Source organism: Shewanella gelidii, assembly GCF_014647855.1.
Taxonomy (GTDB): domain Bacteria; phylum Pseudomonadota; class Gammaproteobacteria; order Enterobacterales; family Shewanellaceae; genus Shewanella; species Shewanella gelidii.
This window is the reverse complement of the sequence record NZ_BMPZ01000002.1, coordinates 79,318-99,124: the sequence shown is the minus strand read 5'-3', so window position 1 is coordinate 99,124 and position 19,807 is coordinate 79,318. Positions and strand designations below refer to the sequence as shown.

The following is a 19,807-nucleotide window of genomic DNA, read 5'->3' as shown; positions in this document are numbered from 1 at the left end:
TAATTTAATCTAAAACCAACGAAAAAAAAGGCCGCCCTAAGGCGACCTTTTTCACGAAACAAATATTCGCTACTTATTCACACGATCATGTAACTCTTGAACCGAGGCAACTTTCGCACGGTCATCAGCTGCATGCGCCATGCATGTTGCAAACGCAGCATTCATGGTCGTGGTGTAGTTGACTTTGTAACGCAATGCACCACGCCGTAACTGGCGTGAATCTTCAATGGCTTGACGACCTTCAGTGGTATTCACGATATAGGTATATTCGCCATTCTTGATCCGATCAAGAATATGAGGACGACCTTCATGAACCTTGTTCACTAGACGCGGATTAATACCAGCCTCGCCTAGTACAACTGCCGTACCATGGGTTGCATCAATATCGTAGCCAAGCTCAATGAGTTTTGCTGCTAAATCAGCAACACGTTTCTTATCACTCGAACGCACACTTAAAAGTGCACGACCTGACTTAGGCACTTCAGCAGTCGCACCAAGCTGCGCTTTGGCATAGGCTTCTGCAAACGTATCACCAACGCCCATCACCTCACCCGTTGAACGCATTTCAGGGCCAAGCAATGGGTCAACACCAGGGAACTTATTGAATGGCAGAACCACTTCTTTGACCGAATAGAAAGGTGGGATCACCTCTTGCGTGAAGTTTTGTTGCTTCAAGCTTTGGCCAGCCATCACTCGCGCTGCAATTTTAGCTAGCGGAACTCCGGTCGCTTTAGATACAAATGGAACCGTACGCGCTGCACGTGGATTCACTTCAATCATATAGATTTCGTTATCTTTCACGGCAAACTGCACATTCATCAATCCGATCACACCGAGTTCCATCGCCAACTTAGTGACTTGGACACGCATCTTGTCTTGGATTTCTTGGCTCAAAGTATACGGCGGAAGAGAGCATCCTGAATCACCTGAGTGGACACCCGCTTGCTCAATATGCTCCATAATTGAACCAACAACCACGGTCTCACCATCGGACACGGCATCAATATCAACTTCAATGGCATCATCTAAGAAGCGGTCTAGCAATACCGGTGAAGCATTTGACACGCTCACCGCTTCATTGAAGTAGCGGCGCAAATCACTTTCGTCGTAAACGATTTCCATCGCACGACCACCCAAAACATAAGATGGACGAACAACCAATGGATAACCAATACGTTCCGCAGAAATGACGGCACCTTCAACGGTCGTGACCGTATCATTTTCAGGCTGCTTCATTTCTAAACGCTGAATCGCTTGTTGGAATCGTTCACGGTCTTCCGCACGGTCAATCGCGTCAGGCGAAGTCCCGATAATTGGAACACCCGCAGCCTCTAATGCACGCGCAAGTTTTAGCGGTGTTTGGCCACCATACTGCACAATCACACCTTTTGGCTTTTCTACACGAACGATTTCTAGCACATCCTCAAATGTAACCGACTCAAAATACAAACGGTCTGATGTGTCATAATCCGTAGAAACTGTTTCAGGGTTACAGTTCACCATAATGGTTTCATAACCATCTTCACGTAGCGCTAACGCCGCATGAACACAGCAATAATCAAATTCGATCCCTTGGCCAATTCTGTTTGGACCGCCACCGAGAACCATGATTTTTTCACGTTCAGATGGATTGGCTTCGCACTCTTCCTCATAGGTTGAGTACATATACGCCGTATTCGTCGCAAATTCAGCCGCACAGGTATCGACGCGCTTATAGACAGGATAAAGCTCATGCTTATGGCGCAACTTGCGAATTTCAGACTCACTAACTCCGAGCAGCTCAGCAAGACGAGCATCCGCAAATCCTTTGCGTTTGAGGCGACGTAAAAAGTCCTCATTTAAGCCAGAAAGGCCAGCATCGGTTACTTGAGATTCAAGCTGAATAAGCTCTTCAATTTGCACTAAGAACCAAGGGTCAATATTGGTCAGGCGGAAGATACCATCTACAGACAAACCTGCACGAAACGCATCAGCGATATACCAAATACGCTCAGCGCCCGGCTCTTTTAGCTCATGACGAATACGCGATAATGCATCATGCTCTTCTAGATCGACTTCTGGATTTAGGCCATTTTTGCCCACTTCCAAGCCGCGGAGAGCTTTTTGTAGCGATTCCTGGAAAGTCCGCCCAATTGCCATCACTTCACCAACGGACTTCATTTGCGTGGTTAAGCGGTCATTGGATCCAGCAAATTTTTCAAAGTTAAATCGAGGAACTTTGGTGACAACATAGTCAATAGCGGGCTCAAACGATGCTGGTGTTAAACCACCAGTAATGTCATTGCTCAGTTCATCAAGGGTAAATCCAATCGCAAGCTTGGCTGCAATTTTCGCAATCGGGAAACCAGTGGCTTTCGAGGCCAAAGCAGAAGAGCGAGACACACGCGGGTTCATCTCAATAATGACCATACGGCCATCTTTTGGATTGATACCAAACTGAACGTTTGAGCCACCAGTTTCAACACCAATTTCACGCAATACAGCCATCGAGGCATTTCGCATGATTTGATATTCTTTATCGGTCAAAGTTTGAGCTGGCGCAACGGTAATTGAATCACCAGTATGGACGCCCATCGGGTCAAAGTTCTCAATCGAACAAACGATAATACAGTTATCGTTGCGATCGCGAACGACTTCCATTTCATACTCTTTCCAACCGATCAAAGATTCATCGATTAGCAACTCATTGGTTGGCGATAGCTCTAATCCCTGCGAGCAAATCTCTTCAAATTCTTCGCGGTTATAAGCAATGCCACCACCGCTGCCGCCCATGGTAAACGATGGACGAATAATACAAGGGAACCCCACTTCTTCTAGGACAGCATTTGCTTCATCCATACTATGGGCAATTCCGGCACGTGGACACTCAAGGCCGATTTTCTTCATCGCCACATCGAATCGACTACGGTCTTCAGCCTTATCGATAGCATCAGCAGTGGCGCCAATCATATCCACGTTAAATTCGGCAAGAACACCTTTTGCTTCAAGCTCTAATGCACAGTTCAGCGCGGTCTGTCCGCCCATGGTTGGCAAAATTGCATCAGGACGTTCTTTTGCAATAATGTTGCGTACAACTTCCCAATGAATCGGCTCGATATATGTCGCATCAGCCATTTCTGGGTCTGTCATAATCGTTGCAGGGTTCGAGTTCACCAAGATAACTCGGTAACCTTCTTCGCGCAGCGCTTTACAGGCTTGTGCACCTGAATAATCAAATTCACAGGCTTGGCCAATAACAATTGGACCAGCACCTAGGATAAGAACACTTTTTATATCTGTACGTTTTGGCATTTCTTTTGTCTTCTCCCAGATAACTTATTGCGACGAGGTTTGCTGATGCGCTTCAATCAACTCAATGAAGTGATCAAATAGCGGAGCACAATCATGGGGGCCCGGACTTGCCTCTGGGTGACCTTGGAAACTAAAGGCTGGTTTGTCTGTCAGGTGAATCCCTTGCAAAGAACCATCAAACAACGACTTATGCGTCACTTTAATGTTGCTCGGGAGGCTGGCTTCATCCGCAGCAAAACCGTGGTTTTGACTGGTGATCATGACAGTACCTTGCTCAAGGTCGCTCACAGGGTGGTTCGCGCCGTGGTGACCAAACTTCATTTTTAGAGTGGTAGCACCGCTGGCTAAAGCAAGCAATTGATGACCGAGACAAATACCAAACAGGGGTATATCAGTTTTTAGGATCTCTTGGATAGCGGCAATAGCATAATCACATGGTTCTGGGTCACCAGGACCATTGGATAAGAAGACACCATCAGGCTGCATCGCTAACACTTCAGCAGCAGACGTTTGTGCAGGAACTACAGTCACATCACAACCTCGGTCAACCAACATTCGTAAAATGTTGCTTTTCACACCGTAGTCATAAGCGACAATCTTATATTTTAGGTCTTCAGCTGCGGTATCTGTTGGTAAACCACCAACTAAACGCCAACTACCTTTGCGCCATGTATATTGTTCTGGGGTGGTCACTTCTTTCGCTAAGTCCATTCCTTTGAGACCAGGAAACGCCTTTGCAGCAGCAAGTGCCTTGTCGGTATCTAAATCACCCACAAGAATACAACCTGCTTGAGCCCCTTTTTCACGTAAGATACGGGTCAACTTACGCGTATCAATATCAGCGATACCCACAACATTATTTGCTTTCAGGTAATCAGACAAAGATTGTTGATTACGGAAATTACTAGCGACGAGAGGTAAGTCTCGAATAATTAAGCCACAAGCATGAACCCCAGTAGATTCAGTGTCTTCATCATTAGTGCCAGTGTTGCCAATATGAGGATAGGTAAGGGTTACCATTTGGCGAGAATAAGAAGGATCAGTTAAAATTTCTTGATAGCCAGTCATTGAAGTGTTAAAAACAACTTCTCCAACCGATAAACCATCAGCACCGATAGAAGTGCCAGAAAAAACGGTTCCATCTTCAAGTACGAGTAGGGCAGACTTTGTCAACGCGACCTCCGAAAAGAGCCAAGCCATTAATAATTAATGTTTTTTTATATTTGTAAAATACCAATTTTCGCGTAAATACGAAATTTTGACAAATTCCAACTAGTTTACCTTCAAACTGTGATTTCGTCTACATTTAGCATAGTAAACATGAAAAAAAACCACCTTGACGGTGGTTTTTAAAATTAGTCGTTAAAACCGAGAACTTGCTGCATATCGTAGAAGCCGGGGCCTTGCTCTACGAGCCAATGTGCCGCACGCATAGCGCCATTGGCAAAGGTCATACGGCTGGATGCCTTATGGGTAATTTCTAAACGCTCACCTATATCAGCGAACATTGCGGTGTGCTCTCCAACGAGATCACCGGCTCTAATCGTTGCAAAGCCAATGGTGTCAGGATCCCGCTCGCCAGTAATACCTTCACGACCGTAAACTGCACATTTCTCAAGATCACGCCCTAAGGTTTCAGCGATAACCTCGCCCATTTTTAATGCCGTCCCAGAGGGAGCATCTTTCTTATGGCGATGATGACCTTCAATAATTTCAATATCTGTGTAATCACCCATGACTTCAGCGGCCAGCTCTAAAAGCTTCCACATCAAGTTCACGCCAACCGACATGTTGGGCGCCAAAACAATCGGCGTCTCTTCAGAGAACGACTCAATTTGCGTTTTTTGCGAGGAGTTAAAGCCCGTTGTGCCAATCACCATGGCTTTACCATTTCGAGCACACCAATCTAAATGACTTAAACTTGCCTCAGGTGAAGTGAAATCAATGAGCACATCAAAATCATCATAAACACTTTCGAGTGAATCTGTAATTGCAATATCAGCGTAGCCAATCCCTGCGAGTTCACCGGCATCAACTCCGATTAGAGAAGAGCCTTGACGCTCGATTGCAGCACCTAAAACAATGCCGCCATGGTTTGCTGCAGCTTCTATCAAGGTTCGCCCCATACGACCACCAGCACCGGTAATCGCGACTCTTACTTTTCCACTCATGGGTGTCTCCTCTTACAACAGATAAAAAAATCGCCTGAGGATAAACTCAAGCGACTTGGTCAAGCTTTTAAAGAATGTCTAGCAACTCAACCTCAAATACGAGGGTTGAGTATGGCGGGATTGACGCGCCAGCGCCACGCTCGCCGTAAGCAAGGTGATGCGGTACATAAAGCTTCAACTTGGTGCCGACAGGCATCAATTGTAACGCTTCAGTCCAACCCGCGATAACACCTGAAACGGGAAACTCAGCCGGTTGACCACGGGTAACAGAACTATCGAAAACATCACCATTGATAAATGTACCGTGGTAATGCGTACGAACAGTTGACTCGTAAGTTGGCTTCTCACCTTCACCTTGTGCAAGAACTTCATACTGTAGACCTGACTCAGTTACAGTGATGTCTTCGCGCTTGGCGTTTTCTGCTAAGAATGCTTCACCTTCAGCCGAAGCTTCCGCAGCAGCTTCTTCTTGTGCTTTTTGAAGGCGCTTACTAATTTCAGTAAAAGCAGTTTGTAGCTCCTGCATTTCTACTTGGCTTTCTTTACCTTCAAATGCATCAGCTAAGCCTGCTTGAACCGCAGTCACATCGATACCGTCAAAAGAGTTCGCAGCGAGTTGCTCTCCTAATTGACGACCAACTCCATAGCTCGCTTGCAGTTCAATTGTGGTGAACTTATCAGACATAATAAATAGCTCTCATTCCATCAGTGAATTTTCGCTGGGCATTGTACCATAGTCTAAACCAGCATCTAGTTAAAAGGGCAACAACCACCCAAACTCGTTACTTTTTCTCAAGTTGGCAAGATTTCATGCCAGCTTTACGGGCTTGCAGGTAAAGGGGCATCACTTTCGCTTGAAGTTTGTCCAAATTGCTAATGCGCGATGAGTGCGACGGGTGAGTCGATAAAATTTCGGGTCCCTGATCGCCACCAGCTTTTGACATATTTCGCCACAGTTCGATGCTCATGGACGGGTCAAAGCCGGCTTTTGCCATCAACTCGATCCCCACTTCATCGGCTTCCGTTTCTTGGTCTCGACCATACGGTAATACATACCCAAGATTCACGCCTAAACCGAGTGCTTGCATATAAAGATCTTTGTTCGACACACCACTCGCCCCCAATGCTGCATCGGCCAATTGAATTCCTAAACCCGAAATCTGAGCTCGCGATACTTTTTCATTACCATGACGCGCCAATACATGCGCGACTTCATGGCCAATGACTGCCGCAAGCTGGTCTTCATTCTCAGCAACTTGTAATAAACCGGTATACACTCCGATATGACCACCGGGCAGCGCAAAGGCATTGACCTGATTGGATTCAAAGACGACGACTTCCCAAGACTTTTTCTCGGGTAGCGCATTCGTGATACGGTTAGCCACACAAGACACATATGCATTCGTCTTGGAGTTTTGACTGACAGTTTGCTGCTTCTTCATTTCTGCAAACGATTGCCCGCCCATCTGCTGCATTTGATCTGCTGAGTAAAGCAACATCTGCCCACGGCCAGTAGGCGACTTTGTTGAAACACACGCAGTTAACATCAACGCTGACGCGACAATGAGTATTTTTTTCATAGGATAACCTTTAAATGCTTCTATCAATGGGGAATTTATAACATAAATGGGGGTTACAGTTCACCGATTGACGCGTGGTTCAATAATACTAGAATGAGCTCTTCTAGGTATTGTGTAGACCCAGATTTCCCCTAAGATTCGCTGTTTTGCTCTAATTAAACCGGACACTTTTCGTAAGGAAGTTTCACTATTAGTCGGCGACATGTCGATGTTCACGGCATGAAGCCGATCTAACCTATAATATCACATATAGGCTACGACATCATTTCTCATATTTTCTCTTGTCGTTGGTGGCACTTTCAACAATCAGTCATGCTTTAAACTGCCAAAGAACCTTTCTACAACAGCATTATCCCAACACGCACCAACATCGACCAAACTAGTTCTGATGCCATAGCTGCCTAACAGGTTTCGGTACTTTTACTCGTATTCTGAGAGCGTCTTGAATCGCCACTACTTCACTAGACTACTTTTAGCCTCATTAAAATACTGACGCTCATACTCTAACGGCGATAGCCCCTTGTTGGAACCATGTTTGGTCGTTCATTGTTATAAACCCAAAGCCATTCAGTTGCAAAGTTTTGTAGCACGGTCACTGAGTCAAATAAGTAATGACGAAAGAAACAGCGGCCTTAGCCACGCTATACCCTTGCGTTGTCACCAATGCCACTGCTTCTTGTTTGAATTCATTAGTTGTAAGTTTTGATTTTTGTCATAGTCACCTCAATATCAGGGATTATATTCCTTTATTGAAGTATCCGGTCTGATTAAAGCAGCTCAAAGCCCTCAAGGATGATAAGATGAACACCTATTGCGACAGCCTCGTCTCAAAATGCCATTATTAACTTGAAACGTTAGCAATAACAAAAATTGTGCGCTATGAAAGTTACTCTAATTGTCAGACTTAAAAAAATCTAAATTGCCATCCTTGTTTCTACGCAAATCGTATAGCTCCTCAAAATCAATTTTCCACCTTGATGTTTTTTCAAATGGAATAACTCTAACGCTACTAACTTTCCCTTCGCTGCGCACCAGCTCAATCAGCGTAAACCCCCTTGGTACATCTTCCCACCTATCTTTTGATTCGAGAGAAACAGTGGTAGTAGTAATGTTAAGCTGATTGTTTCCTTGAACTACGTCATGTTTGTGCATATGGCCACTTAATAGTAGGTTTGGTCCAGGATATCCAGCCGAAAACGCACTATATAAAGGTGATTCTTTAATTTTAGGATGATGAGCTAGGCAGATTGTAAACAGTCCTTCGGTATCTTCGAGTTTGCTCAACTCATCCCGTAGCTCCATATAGCTGCTTTGGACTGGTAGGCCTATAAATGGCTGCTCATAACTTACTGCTGAGACAGAGTTTAATCCGACAAATACACAGCCCAAACCAGAGTAATTCTTATCAACCCAACAAAGATCATCACGAGACTCATATATATTCCTGCCTGTGATTTTATCGCTAAAGTTTTTATAGTTATAAAGTGCCAAATGCGTAGACCAATCGTGATCTAAAGTTTTTTCACAGTAGTTTATTCCTGGTTCTATCTGTTCCTTTTTAGCTTCCCTTTTGCTGATAAATCTTGCTTTTTGAACTGCTAGTTGCGGCAAAAATACATCATGATTTCCCGGAACCATTAAAAGCCGTTCGTAAGGTTCTATCCACTTGAATGACTGGCATAATCTTTTTAACCACTCACCTGCTACTTCATATTCCTTGGGGCAACCTGACTCTGAAATATCCCCTGTTACTGCAACAAAGTCTGGAAAGCTGCCTATTTGTCTACGGACAGCTTTCTTTATTGCATCGATCTCAGCTAAAAACTGAGGGACTGTGTTGCCACCTAGCTGGAGATCTGAAATGTGCATAATCCAAACGCTATCTTCGGATTCTTTTCCTAGGCTAACTTTCGTAGTGCTGTCAACACTTATGGCATAGAGTATTCTTGCAATATCTTGGTATGTATCCACATCGGATATATTGAGACTGCAGCTATCATCAGAGTTTTTAGCTTGTTCTTTTTGTGCGTCTGTCATTAGATCAGTAAACTGAATAGGAACCTTCTCGGTATCAAAGGCTGTTGATAAATCTCTAATGTATTTAGAGTTTGTTGCAGCCCAGTAACCAGTTATTAATACAATGGGAATGGTCTGACTGACTTTTCTTATTCTTTCTGCTGCATATCTACTATCTATATTCCATTTTTCAAAAACGATATCTAGGAGAATAAGATCGTATTCATCGAGGTTTTCACTATCAATTTTTTTTACGCGCTCTTCTGTTAGATAGTTAATACTTATATTGTCAAAGCCCCAGTCATCTTCCAGGTTCTGGTAAACAGGCTTACGGTTCTCATGCTCATCATCAATGACAAGTATTTTCATCAATTAACCCTCAACCAAAGTGATTATTTACAGGTGGTATGTCAATAATATATGAGTATTCATCGCTAGTGAATGAAGGAGACCTCTGTCCTCCCATTACATCGTGTAAAACCTCATATGGCTTTGCAAGAAGTTCGAATTTCTTACCAAATTTAACTTTGTTTATTAGCTCAATTCTTAGATTATCTTTTGTTATCTGAGCTCTAATTATCTGTGTGCAAGGTTGTCCCATCTCATCGGTAATACCGTCTTTTGCATAAATGGAATTACATATCCGGTCGTATATCAGTTCTCTTGTCGGGGATAGGAACATGAAACGTGGTGCAGAATCAGGATCTATTTGTAGTTCACTAATGTATACTTCCGGCATATGAGTATCATGCCATTTTTCATGCATTCTACCAGAGTTAATTTTGCTATCTATTATTCCACTTTTAGCCTTGTCAAACTTTGCAACAGTCTCATACAAGAATTCCTCTACCTTGTGGGCTTCAATAATTATAGCATCCCACATTCTAGGAATGAGTCCACTTGCAGATAGACGGTCACTGATTTTTCTTATCGTCGTTGCAGAATAAACTTTTTGTGAAGTTGAATATTCTAATAACTGCTTTATATTGCTAAAGCAGATATCATGTTGGCCTCTATCGATAAACTTGAACTCTTTTAGGTACGCTAAAACATCACTAAGTGTTGACATGCATTCTTTAAATTGATTGATAAAGCTACACCCATCAATTTTCTTCCCTTTGGGATTTAGAATTTTATCTATCAGACCCTCATGACTTACTGACGGGCCAACACCACAGACTTTAAAGAATTCTGACAGTTCTAAGCTTAACTTTGCTCCTCGCTCTTTTCCTGTAAGAACAAGTTCAAGAAAAGTAAATGCTTCTACTTGCTGGGGACTAGATATATCATCAACACGAAATGATTTCTCAGAAAGGAAACCCGTCTCTAAAAGCCGGTTAGCAATATAAGCTGAGGCCAACATCGTATCAAAGTTAAGGCAACCTCTTATTGATATGTTCTCTTTAACGCGCTCCCATATCAGCGGCAATACGACATCTTCAGCATAAAATAATGTAATTCCTGCTAATGAGGATGAAGGGCTAACCGTAATTTCATTCCAAAGTAAGTCTAACAAGCACTCATAGTATTCAACTTGCTTCGTCAATGGGATTGCATCGCCAAGTATCAAAAGGTGACAACATATTACTTCTAACTTTGCAGAGTTGCATATGTCATCCTGTAGGCTATTGCCGTAGACGAATTTTTGAATAGGGAAGTCAACTCTGAGAGTAGAGCGGCTTATTTCGATAGACATAGCTGTTAGTGTAGTCGAATACTTATGATCAAACTCTACTCCACTTTTTTCTTTGTAGTGCCTACCGAAAGTCATTTTACGGGGAGGGTCTAATGGTATTGGCTCATATACATCTACATCCCAGCCTTGGTCGACGACTTTCCTAGCGCTCCACATTTTTATCCATTCGTCGATTCGTTTTTGTAGTACTGAGTCTAGGATTACTTGCTGAAAGATCTTAGCTGTATTCAAACATGAGCACATTGGACAGTGGGCACGGCTGCCCATTGAAGGGACGTCCCAGCGCCAATAGGCGCGATGGCTTTCATAATAATCATTCATTCCCTTGCTACTGGGATAACCACTTCTATCAACAATGACCAAAGATGTTATTTCGCATTTACTATTAAACTTTAGTACTTCCTCGGCATCTCTTAAGGTTTTTCCTGAAACAATTGCATCATCAACAACAACAATATTAACCTTTTTTCCCAGAGAAGCATTACAATTTGTTTCTACGCACCTTTCGATATCCTCTAAAACAAGAGGAGAAAAAAAACTCTGTTGTGATATGCCAGAATTAACACGCTGAAGAGGAAAACTCTGGTACTTTGACAATGTGTGCTCAAACCGGTCACCTAGAATATGGAATAGTTTCTCAGTAACTGCGTGAGATATATAGACTAGTATATTAGCTTTATCTTTGTCATGTAGTTCAGTTAACATTGCAGCAACCCAACTAACTGATTGATGGCTCAATGTTACAACTCTTGACAGGTTAACTGTAAGTAGATCATGCGAACCAGAGTAATCCCAATGCCCAAGCTTCATGAAGCCTTTGGCAAATTCAGAGTACATGAGTTGTGCAGGGGAGTGCGATCTTGAAATTATATTATAGGATTTGATTCCTCCCTTTTTGACAAATGGAGTTGACTCTATACGCTCATATTTAGGATTTACTTCTGGTTTAAATTTTTCAGACCAGTTTAGCAGTCTCATATATGGCTTGTTAATAGGAATGGATGGATGAACTAAAACATATATTTCATCCATCATGTTCACTGTTCTTTGGCTAGCTGCTATAGTTTTTATATGAGTATTGGTTTCGCCAGTAACTTTGACACTTCCAACTAATACAACATTTTTTTTATATCTACTAGAGCTATCATTTATACTAGGGTAATGCCTAAGCTCAGTTTGAAGCTTTAAGTCACTAGCGAATGATTTTACCAGTTCATCAGTTGTCACAAAATCAAAGTTTTCATCATCATATTGCCAAAGAGGCAATGCTCTTTCAAAAGATGCCTTAATAATTTTGTGTATATACCGATTACTCGTTGCACGACCAAAGTCAATATATCCTTGGATAACAATATCGTCTTCGCCGTTCCTTTTTTCCCATAGTACCGACTCATTCAAAAAGGCCTGACCTATTTTACTCCAAAATATTTTAGAATCAGTTTCTCGCAGGCTTTTATTTAAATTAGCAAGATTCATTCTCTTGTATTTTTCGTTATCACTATATTTAAATACAACTTTAGCTTTGTCTTTGTAAGGTAAATAGTGAACTACTCTCCAATCTCTAGTTATAAGATAAACATTAAGCCCAGAACCAATTAAATCACCATAAAACCTTTCATTTATAATAAGATAGTCAAAATAGCTAGCCCTATGAATGGGAATGTCTGCAATTGTTATAGAAAAAATTGATTTCGAAAGGGAAAGTTCTAACCAAGATTTTATGTCATGTTTATTGACAGACTCAGAGGGTAACCAGACAATGTGCTTTAGTCCATCAGGAATACTGTTTCTTGATGGCCTTTTTGCGCTTTCAGTATAGTTACCCTCTTCTTTAAGATGCCTAATGTCAACAACCTTGACATTATTCAAACCGATTGCAGGTTTCCCGCTAAAGTCCTTCTTGATGGAGTCAATCATTTTTTCATCTGGTTTATGAAAGTAATCTGGTAGTGAAAACTTTTCTGGAGATATGCCTATACCGCAGTGATAGTATGTACCATCAGGTGTTTTTTTTGCTTGGTATACTCCTCCAATCCCATGCTGTTTAGGTAGTGGCAAATGTCCAGAAATAACTTCATTTCCGGTTATTAAGCGTATAAAATCCCCTGTCCCATCAATTGCACTAGGTCTTGAGCTTAGAGTTTGGTATATCAATTGCAAACCTGTAATGAAGGTTTTCTCATTATTCCTTCTGGAGCTAGAATAACCACCACTAAATACATTGCCCATCAAACTTCTCAAAGGGTACTTACTGGATTTAATTATCTGCTCTAGTAGTTGAGCCTCATCATTCCATTCTGTTGTCCAGTTATCTATATTTGATAAGAGTCCTGCTCCACTGTCTAATACAAAAAGCTCTATCCAGACTCCATTTTCTCCTAAGCGAAATCTTTCCCACTTATTAATGAGTATGCAGTTTCGCTCTTGGTCTTGAGCCTCATTTCTTTTATCGGATACACCGTATGAAAACCTAACTCGCGCAAACACACTAACACAACCGGCTAAATCTTGTCTTGAATAGGCATATGCACAGCTGTTCTCTATCAGTTCTGCTAGTACGGTTCTCAACTTCTGAAGTGCGTAATCTTTTTCATATATATGGCTTGATGGGATTTTTGTTGCGACTTCATTTGCTGCTGCATCAACCATGAGGTTTACTTGTTCAGCAATATCGCTTTCAGTTAGTTCATGACAGGTTAACTGTGTAGCCGGGATGCACTCAGCTTTATTAAATTTTAGCTTAACATTTATTCTCGATATTTGGTTTTTCAAGTTTCCAATTGAAATGTGGCAGTTCCCATCATAGAAAAAACAGGACTTTTCGAAGATGTCTAAGAATCCGTGACGAGAAAGAAAAGTATTAAATGTTGAAACTTGGTGATCTAAGTCATTTGTATTTATTATTAGTGAGAGCTTCTTCTCTCTATTGATAAACTCTTTATAGCACAACTGTGATATGGCGAGTAATGGTATAGTGTCCCCCCATCTTACGGAAGAAAAATCTAAGCTAGTGTTTGTAGATTTGCATAAGGCTTTTTCAAACTCATCACTATAATTGAGCCATGAAGACTCGCTTATTTCTCTTGCGAAGCGTATGACACCAATGCTTTCATTAAACAATTTTTGCAAAATTTACGCCTTCCTTAAAGCCAATTTCCCACTTCCCTATGAAGCCACAATAAATATTTACTCACTGCCAGCTCGATTTATGAACAACATACCTCCTTTCTTGAAGAAATCAATTGCAATATTTTTTTTTGCGACATTTGGGCGGCGTTGACCCTGTGTTTTTTCTCGTCTTGTACCAGCTTTAAGTTCCACCAACCTGCCTTCAGTCAATTTGCAAATTGCGTTCAGATCAACCAAATGGAGGTAGCCATCGACTTAAGTCCGAGAAATGCCCTCTGCTTTAGACAGGCAGCTGTCAGGCTCGAAGGAATGAAACAGGTATTCTTGTGAGAGAGTGGTGCACTCAGGAGTTAAACCGTCACTACTTCTTCGACTCAGTCTTTGGCACCTTTGAACACTATAATGCCTTCGGAATACTGCACAGCCTCCCATAGAAGTTGCCGAAGGTTGACGGCTGCAATCGCGAGAGCGAGGCATGGATGGCAAATAGAAGGAGCACTGATTTCAGAAAGAAACCGAGGAACACAGCTTCGCTCGAGGCGGCTTGGGGGCCAAAAGGGAAAAGCTGTTGTTTCCCTTTTGATCGGGTATGGGTGGAAAACACACTTCCATTCTGGTGTGGGCGCAGCAAGTACCGCCTGCGCCTATTTCCTAGGTCTTAAACTTAGAAATGGCCTCAGTTAGACCTTTTGAGTGCTGCACGACAACGGTTGCTGATTGAGTGTTTACCGAGACTGCGGAAACGTTAACCATGGTCAAATAGCTTATCACCGATAATGTTTCTTGAGATTTCATCAGAAACTGTACTTTGTTGCTCGACGGCTGCATCAAATTGAACACTACTGTCGAGTATGTGCTGCATTTCGTTTATAATGAGTTGAATTTTAGTGTGTGCTTCAACCGATGATGCAACAGTACTCTCCCCTTTCGAACTACAACTTTCCATGATACTCATAACCATTTTTGTCTGTTCTTGCACCGACAAAATAATACTTGCGATCTCCTCTGTTGAATTTTAGGTGCGCCCTACCAATGTTCTCACTTCATCGGCAACGCCAGCAAATCCGCGTGCCTGTTCAGCGACACCTTTAATCATCTCCAGTACCTTACTGATCTGCTCTGACAAACTAGCAAGCCGGCCCACTTCTTCGCTAGCGACAACCAAGTCATTCGATAGATCTGTAATTGTGGCTTCAGTCTTCACGATTTCCTCAAGTCCTTGCGCAGCAACATCATGGCTATTTTGTGTTTTGAACGTCACACGCTCTGTCGTTGATGTAACCTTCTCTTATGGTTTGGCCCATCAGGGTAACCGCCGTGGTGACACTATCCGTTTCTGTTTGTTGCTGGTTTAGTGCTTCTTCTGCATCAGCACTTCTTTGCTGCAATTGAATCGACGCTACGCTTAATTCATTCGCAGAAGTTTGAACCTCCCTATAAATCCGGAAATACTGCTCAGCAATTTATTAAACAAAGATGCAATATCGGCAATTTCGTTGTTACCATCGGTTTTAGCTCTAAGGGACAAATCATGTTGCTGCGCAATCTCATTCTTTAAACTATTCAAATAAAGAATATTGCTCTTGATGCTTTTACTGATGAAGTAAGAAAGACCAGTAGCAGCGCCACTAACACTATGGGTATCAATATAAATTGGCTAATGTTGTCTTGAGCGTGCTCTACTTCAACTTCTAAATGTTTTTCTATATTGATAAAAATTGCGATGAAGTCTTTGAATAGCGTTTTGAGTTCCGCCTTCAACTCTTGGTCATGCTCAGGATCTTGCCCAAATTTTCCAACTAATTCTTGGAAGTCAAACTGGTACTGGCTGATAAGTTTATGGATCTAGGGGAGTTCACGAATTTCAATTCCGAGCTCGGAATGATCGCCGCGCGGTGCTTCGATAAGAGTGCTAAACTGCTTGTACTCAGCGGCAAAATAATCTTTTTTAGATAAGCTCTTTTCATCTATAAATTCAAGTTCTATTCGGTTAAGGCTTACCATAGAAAGGTCTAACGACTTTACCTCAATAAGTGTTTTTTCTAACTTGATTAGCCGAAGGTTACTAATTTCCGTAATTGCGACGATGACAATCAGTGCCAAAATAGACAAACCTGTCAACCCCATGATCTTATGTTTTATTTTCATTTGAGCGACCCACCAAGCCTAAGTCTGATGACCCTCCTTAGTTTCAGCGCTATTAATTGATGATGAAGATAACTTTAATGACGACAATCTAACCAATTTAAGACATATCCCTCACAACAAAGCCACGCTGCCAGAAAGCTGACCAGTCGAAAATAATTGCCTTACCGAATTTTCGAGCGAAATGAATTCGTTTCAAGGGTGCAAAGTAAAATCACAGAAAGGCCAATTTAGCTATAAGTCCATCCGCGTAGAAGTAATTAACTATAAGAGATAGGTTTAACCAATAAACATGGGTTACTCGGGGCACTAACAAAAGTGGGAAAAGTAAAGGCACAGCAAAACATGTGAATTGAAAAGCCACAAAAAATCCGATGAACTTTTCAGCCCATCGGATTCTATCAGTCATACCAATCACTGCTTTACAGCAATCCTATTAACTATTTAAGTCTTGGAAGAACTTTTTCACACCATCAAAGAAACCATCAGCTTTTGGGCTATGTTTCTTAGACTCATTCACTGTGCTTTCAAACTCTCTGAGTAGCTCTTTTTGACGCTCGTTCAGATTTACTGGTGTTTCCATCACCACCTTACACATCAAATCGCCCACGGCATGACTACGGACAGACTTCACGCCTTTACCACGTAAGCGGAACATGCGACCGGTTTGGGTCTCTGTAGGGATCTTCAGGCTAACTTTGCCATCCAAAGTCGGCACTTCAATCTCGCCACCTAGCGCAGCTTTACTGAATGAAATCGGCACTTCACAGTACAAATTGTTGCCATCACGCACAAAGATTGCGTGTTCGCGAACACTCACCTGTACATATAAGTCACCCGCTGGCGCGCCGAATTCACCGGCTTCACCTTCACCAGACAAACGGATACGGTCACCGGTATCGACACCTGCAGGGATCTTAACCGAGAGCGTTTTGCTCTTTTCAACGCGACCTTCACCATGACACTTGTTACATGGGTCTTTAATGATCTTACCGCGACCATGACAGGTCGGACAGGCTTGTTGCACTGCGAAAAAACCTTGGCGCATTTGCACTTGGCCTTGACCATGACAGGTGCCACAAGTGGTTGCTTGTGTACCTTTCTTTGCGCCACTGCCATTACAAGAGTCACAACTTGCTAATGTCGGAATACGGATTTCTTTTGTCAGGCCACGGACTGCTTCTTCCAAAGACAGTTCAAGGTTATAACGTAAGTCACTACCACGAGCCGCCTGACGTTGACCGCCACCGCGACGACCGCCACCAAAGATATCGCCAAACACGTCACCAAAAATATCGCCGAAGTCACCCTGCCCACCACCAAATCCACCTTGACGATTTGGATCCACACCCGCGTGACCAAACTGGTCGTAGGCTGCTTTTTTATCGCCATCGGTTAGAATTTCGTAGGCTTCTTTCACTTCTTTAAAGCTTGCTTCAGCTTTGGCATCCCCAGGGTTTCTATCTGGGTGAAACTTCATTGCTAATCGCTTGTAAGCTTTCTTAATTTCACGTTCACTGGCATCGCGACCAACACCTAGTACTTCGTAATAATCTCGCTTTGACATAATCTCACGCTTTCTCAGCTGGAGTTGTACGAACGGGCGTTAAGGATTAACCCTAACGCCCGCCTGACTTAAATAACTTATTTAAAAATTATTTTTTGTCGTCTTTTACTTCTTCAAACTCAGCATCAACAACATCGTCAGCGGCCGCATCAGTTGCTTGGGCTTCACCTTCTGGTGCACCTTGTGCTTGCTGAGCTTGGGCTTTCGCTTGGGCAATTTCCATTAGCTTAGCAGAAGCTTCCATCAGCTCTTGACTCGCTTTTTCAATTGCTTCTTTGTCGCTGCCTTTAATTGCTTCTTCTACAGAAGCCATTGCAGTTTCAATTTTTTCTTTATCTTCGGCAGGTAATTCTTCACCCGCTTCTTCAATTTGCTTCTTCGTAGCGTGAACCATGCCATCAGCTTGGTTACGCGCTTGAACTAGCTCTTCAAACTTCGCGTCTTCATCAGCATGTGCTTCTGCATCGCGTACCATTTGCTCGACTTCTTCATCGCTTAGACCAGAAGAAGCTTTAATGGTGATCTTCTGCTCTTTACCGGTTTTCTTATCCGTCGCAGATACATGCAAGATACCGTCAGCATCAATGTCGAACATCACTTCAATTTGTGGCATACCACGCGGTGCTGGTTCGATACCTTCTAGGTTAAATTGACCTAGAGATTTGTTAGCTGCCGCTTGCTTACGCTCACCTTGAAGTACGTGAATAGTTACTGCCGCTTGATTGTCATCCGCAGTAGAGAACACTTGCTGTGCTTTCGTTGGGATAGTGGTGTTTTTCTCAATCAGCTTCGTCATCACGCTACCCATGGTTTCAATACCAAGAGATAGAGGAGTCACGTCTAGTAACAGTACATCTTTCACATCACCAGCAAGTACGCCTGCCTGAATTGCTGCGCCAACCGCTACGGCTTCATCAGGGTTCACGTCTTTACGTGGCTCTTGACCGAAGAATTGTGCAACTTCTTCTTGTACTTTAGGCATACGTGTTTGACCACCAACCAGAATCACATCATTGATGTCTGAAACTGAAAGGTCTGCATCTGCTAGTGCAACTTTTAATGGCTCTAGAGAGCGCATAATCAAATCTTCTACCAGTGACTCAAGCTTGGCACGGGTAATTTTAACCACTAAGTGCTTAGGACCTGTTGCATCGGCGGTGATGTATGGCAGGTTCACTTCGGTTTGTGTCGTGCTAGAAAGTTCGATCTTCGCTTTTTCTGCGGCTTCTTTAAGACGCTGCATCGCTAGTGGATCGTTACGAAGGTCTAGACCTTGGTCTTTTTTGAACTCATCCGCAAGGTAGTTAATCATGCGGTTATCAAAGTCTTCACCACCGAGGTGAGTATCACCATTGGTTGCAAGAACTTCGAACGTTTGCTCGCCTTCAACACTGTCGATCTCAATGATAGAGATATCGAATGTACCACCACCTAAGTCATAAACAGCAACAATGTTGTCACCTTGCTTCTTATCAATACCATAAGCAAGTGCTGCTGCAGTTGGTTCGTTGATAATACGCTTCACTTCTAGACCAGCAATACGCCCCGCATCTTTCGTTGCTTGACGTTGTGAATCGTTAAAGTATGCAGGCACGGTAATTACCGCTTCTGTTACTTCTTCACCAAGGAAATCTTCAGCAGTTTTCTTCATCTTTTTCAAGATTTCAGCAGAAACCTGTGGTGGCGCCATTTTGTTGCCACGAGACTCAACCCACGCATCACCATTGTCAGCGCCGATGATGTTGAATGGCATGATATCGACATCACGCTGAACTTCGTCATCTTTAAAGCGACGACCGATCAAACGCTTGATCGCGAAGAAAGTGTTCGTAGGGTTAGTCACAGACTGACGCTTTGCTGGTTGACCCACAAGAGTTTCGTCTTCGGTATACGCGATAATAGATGGCGTTGTACGATCGCCCTCAGCATTTTCTAGAACACGTGCTGTATCACCGTCAAGCACAGCTACACAAGAGTTAGTTGTACCTAAATCGATACCAATAATTTTACCCATGGGGTCCTCCAAAAACTTTAACTATCTAAATTTGTCATATGTTGTCGATATGGGGGTATGCAGCTGTTTTTCAACTCTGGTACTAAAAAAATAACCTTAAAGTTGCGATGCATATTCGACCGATATCGTCCTTACCCCTCTATATTGGGACAGCGAAAACAAATACAAGGGATCTGCTAAAAAAATTGTGGATTCTTT

12 protein-coding genes and 1 pseudogene are annotated in these 19,807 nt (G+C 42.7%); all 13 read right to left on the bottom strand.

The window, feature by feature from the left end; all coding sequences use genetic code 11:
* Nucleotides 1–69: 69 nt before the first annotated feature.
* Nucleotides 70–3,291: a carbamoyl-phosphate synthase large subunit gene (gene carB, locus IEY18_RS04000; RefSeq protein ID WP_188918074.1), complete on the bottom strand. Its 3,222-nt coding sequence runs from the start codon at nucleotides 3,289–3,291 to the stop codon at nucleotides 70–72.
* Nucleotides 3,292–3,315: 24 nt separating this feature from the next.
* Nucleotides 3,316–4,491: a glutamine-hydrolyzing carbamoyl-phosphate synthase small subunit gene (gene carA, locus IEY18_RS03995; protein WP_188918072.1), complete on the bottom strand. Its 1,176-nt coding sequence runs from the start codon at nucleotides 4,489–4,491 to the stop codon at nucleotides 3,316–3,318.
* A gap of 155 nt (nucleotides 4,492–4,646) precedes the next feature.
* Entirely contained in the window at nucleotides 4,647–5,462 is an 816-nt protein-coding gene (gene dapB / locus IEY18_RS03990) for a 4-hydroxy-tetrahydrodipicolinate reductase (RefSeq protein ID WP_188918070.1), read from the bottom strand.
* A gap of 67 nt (nucleotides 5,463–5,529) precedes the next feature.
* Complete coding sequence (gene bamJ, locus IEY18_RS03985) at nucleotides 5,530–6,147, bottom strand: BamJ family beta-barrel-assembly machinery protein (protein ID WP_188918069.1); 618 nt, start codon at nucleotides 6,145–6,147, stop codon at nucleotides 5,530–5,532.
* Between the two features lie 97 nt (nucleotides 6,148–6,244).
* Nucleotides 6,245–7,042, bottom strand: a complete 798-nt coding sequence (locus IEY18_RS03980) for a M48 family metallopeptidase (RefSeq protein WP_188918067.1) — start codon at nucleotides 7,040–7,042, stop codon at nucleotides 6,245–6,247.
* A 156-nt stretch (nucleotides 7,043–7,198) separates the two neighbouring features.
* Nucleotides 7,199–7,450 (bottom strand): annotated as a pseudogene (locus IEY18_RS17505) (integrase core domain-containing protein); the annotation flags it as partial.
* 483 nt (nucleotides 7,451–7,933) lie between these two features.
* A complete protein-coding gene (locus IEY18_RS03975; RefSeq protein ID WP_188918065.1) occupies nucleotides 7,934–9,427 on the bottom strand; it encodes a metallophosphoesterase in 1,494 nt (497 codons plus the stop codon).
* A gap of 10 nt (nucleotides 9,428–9,437) precedes the next feature.
* Nucleotides 9,438–13,883, bottom strand: a complete 4,446-nt coding sequence (locus IEY18_RS03970; RefSeq protein WP_188918062.1) for a hypothetical protein — start codon at nucleotides 13,881–13,883, stop codon at nucleotides 9,438–9,440.
* A gap of 745 nt (nucleotides 13,884–14,628) precedes the next feature.
* A complete protein-coding gene (locus IEY18_RS17390) occupies nucleotides 14,629–14,829 on the bottom strand; it encodes a hypothetical protein (RefSeq protein WP_229779728.1) in 201 nt (66 codons plus the stop codon).
* Nucleotides 14,830–14,898: 69 nt separating this feature from the next.
* Nucleotides 14,899–15,144 carry a hypothetical protein gene (locus tag IEY18_RS17385; protein WP_229779727.1) on the bottom strand — a complete coding sequence of 82 codons (246 nt, stop codon included), beginning with the start codon at nucleotides 15,142–15,144 and terminating at the stop codon, nucleotides 14,899–14,901.
* A 584-nt stretch (nucleotides 15,145–15,728) separates the two neighbouring features.
* Nucleotides 15,729–16,031 carry a hypothetical protein gene (locus tag IEY18_RS17380; RefSeq protein WP_229779726.1) on the bottom strand — a complete coding sequence of 101 codons (303 nt, stop codon included), beginning with the start codon at nucleotides 16,029–16,031 and terminating at the stop codon, nucleotides 15,729–15,731.
* Between the two features lie 433 nt (nucleotides 16,032–16,464).
* The gene (gene dnaJ, locus IEY18_RS03960; protein WP_188918060.1) at nucleotides 16,465–17,595 is read right to left on the bottom strand and encodes a molecular chaperone DnaJ; all 1,131 of its coding nucleotides are present in this window, start codon (nucleotides 17,593–17,595) and stop codon (nucleotides 16,465–16,467) included.
* An 88-nt stretch (nucleotides 17,596–17,683) separates the two neighbouring features.
* Nucleotides 17,684–19,609, bottom strand: coding sequence for a molecular chaperone DnaK (gene dnaK / locus IEY18_RS03955; protein ID WP_188918058.1), 1,926 nt, complete (start codon nucleotides 19,607–19,609; stop codon nucleotides 17,684–17,686).
* Between the last annotated feature and the right edge of the window lie 198 nt (nucleotides 19,610–19,807).

Coding starts and splice junctions, on each gene's coding strand:
- carB (WP_188918074.1), bottom strand. CDS start 3,291: ATGCCAAAACGTACAGATATAAAAAGTGTTCTTATCCTAGGTGCTGGT.
- carA (WP_188918072.1), bottom strand. CDS start 4,491: ATGGCTTGGCTCTTTTCGGAGGTCGCGTTGACAAAGTCTGCCCTACTC.
- dapB (WP_188918070.1), bottom strand. CDS start 5,462: ATGAGTGGAAAAGTAAGAGTCGCGATTACCGGTGCTGGTGGTCGTATG.
- bamJ (WP_188918069.1), bottom strand. CDS start 6,147: ATGTCTGATAAGTTCACCACAATTGAACTGCAAGCGAGCTATGGAGTT.
- IEY18_RS03980 (WP_188918067.1), bottom strand. CDS start 7,042: ATGAAAAAAATACTCATTGTCGCGTCAGCGTTGATGTTAACTGCGTGT.
- IEY18_RS03975 (WP_188918065.1), bottom strand. CDS start 9,427: ATGAAAATACTTGTCATTGATGATGAGCATGAGAACCGTAAGCCTGTT.
- IEY18_RS17390 (WP_229779728.1), bottom strand. CDS start 14,829: ATGGAAAGTTGTAGTTCGAAAGGGGAGAGTACTGTTGCATCATCGGTT.
- IEY18_RS17380 (WP_229779726.1), bottom strand. CDS start 16,031: ATGAAAATAAAACATAAGATCATGGGGTTGACAGGTTTGTCTATTTTG.
- dnaJ (WP_188918060.1), bottom strand. CDS start 17,595: ATGTCAAAGCGAGATTATTACGAAGTACTAGGTGTTGGTCGCGATGCC.
- dnaK (WP_188918058.1), bottom strand. CDS start 19,609: ATGGGTAAAATTATTGGTATCGATTTAGGTACAACTAACTCTTGTGTA.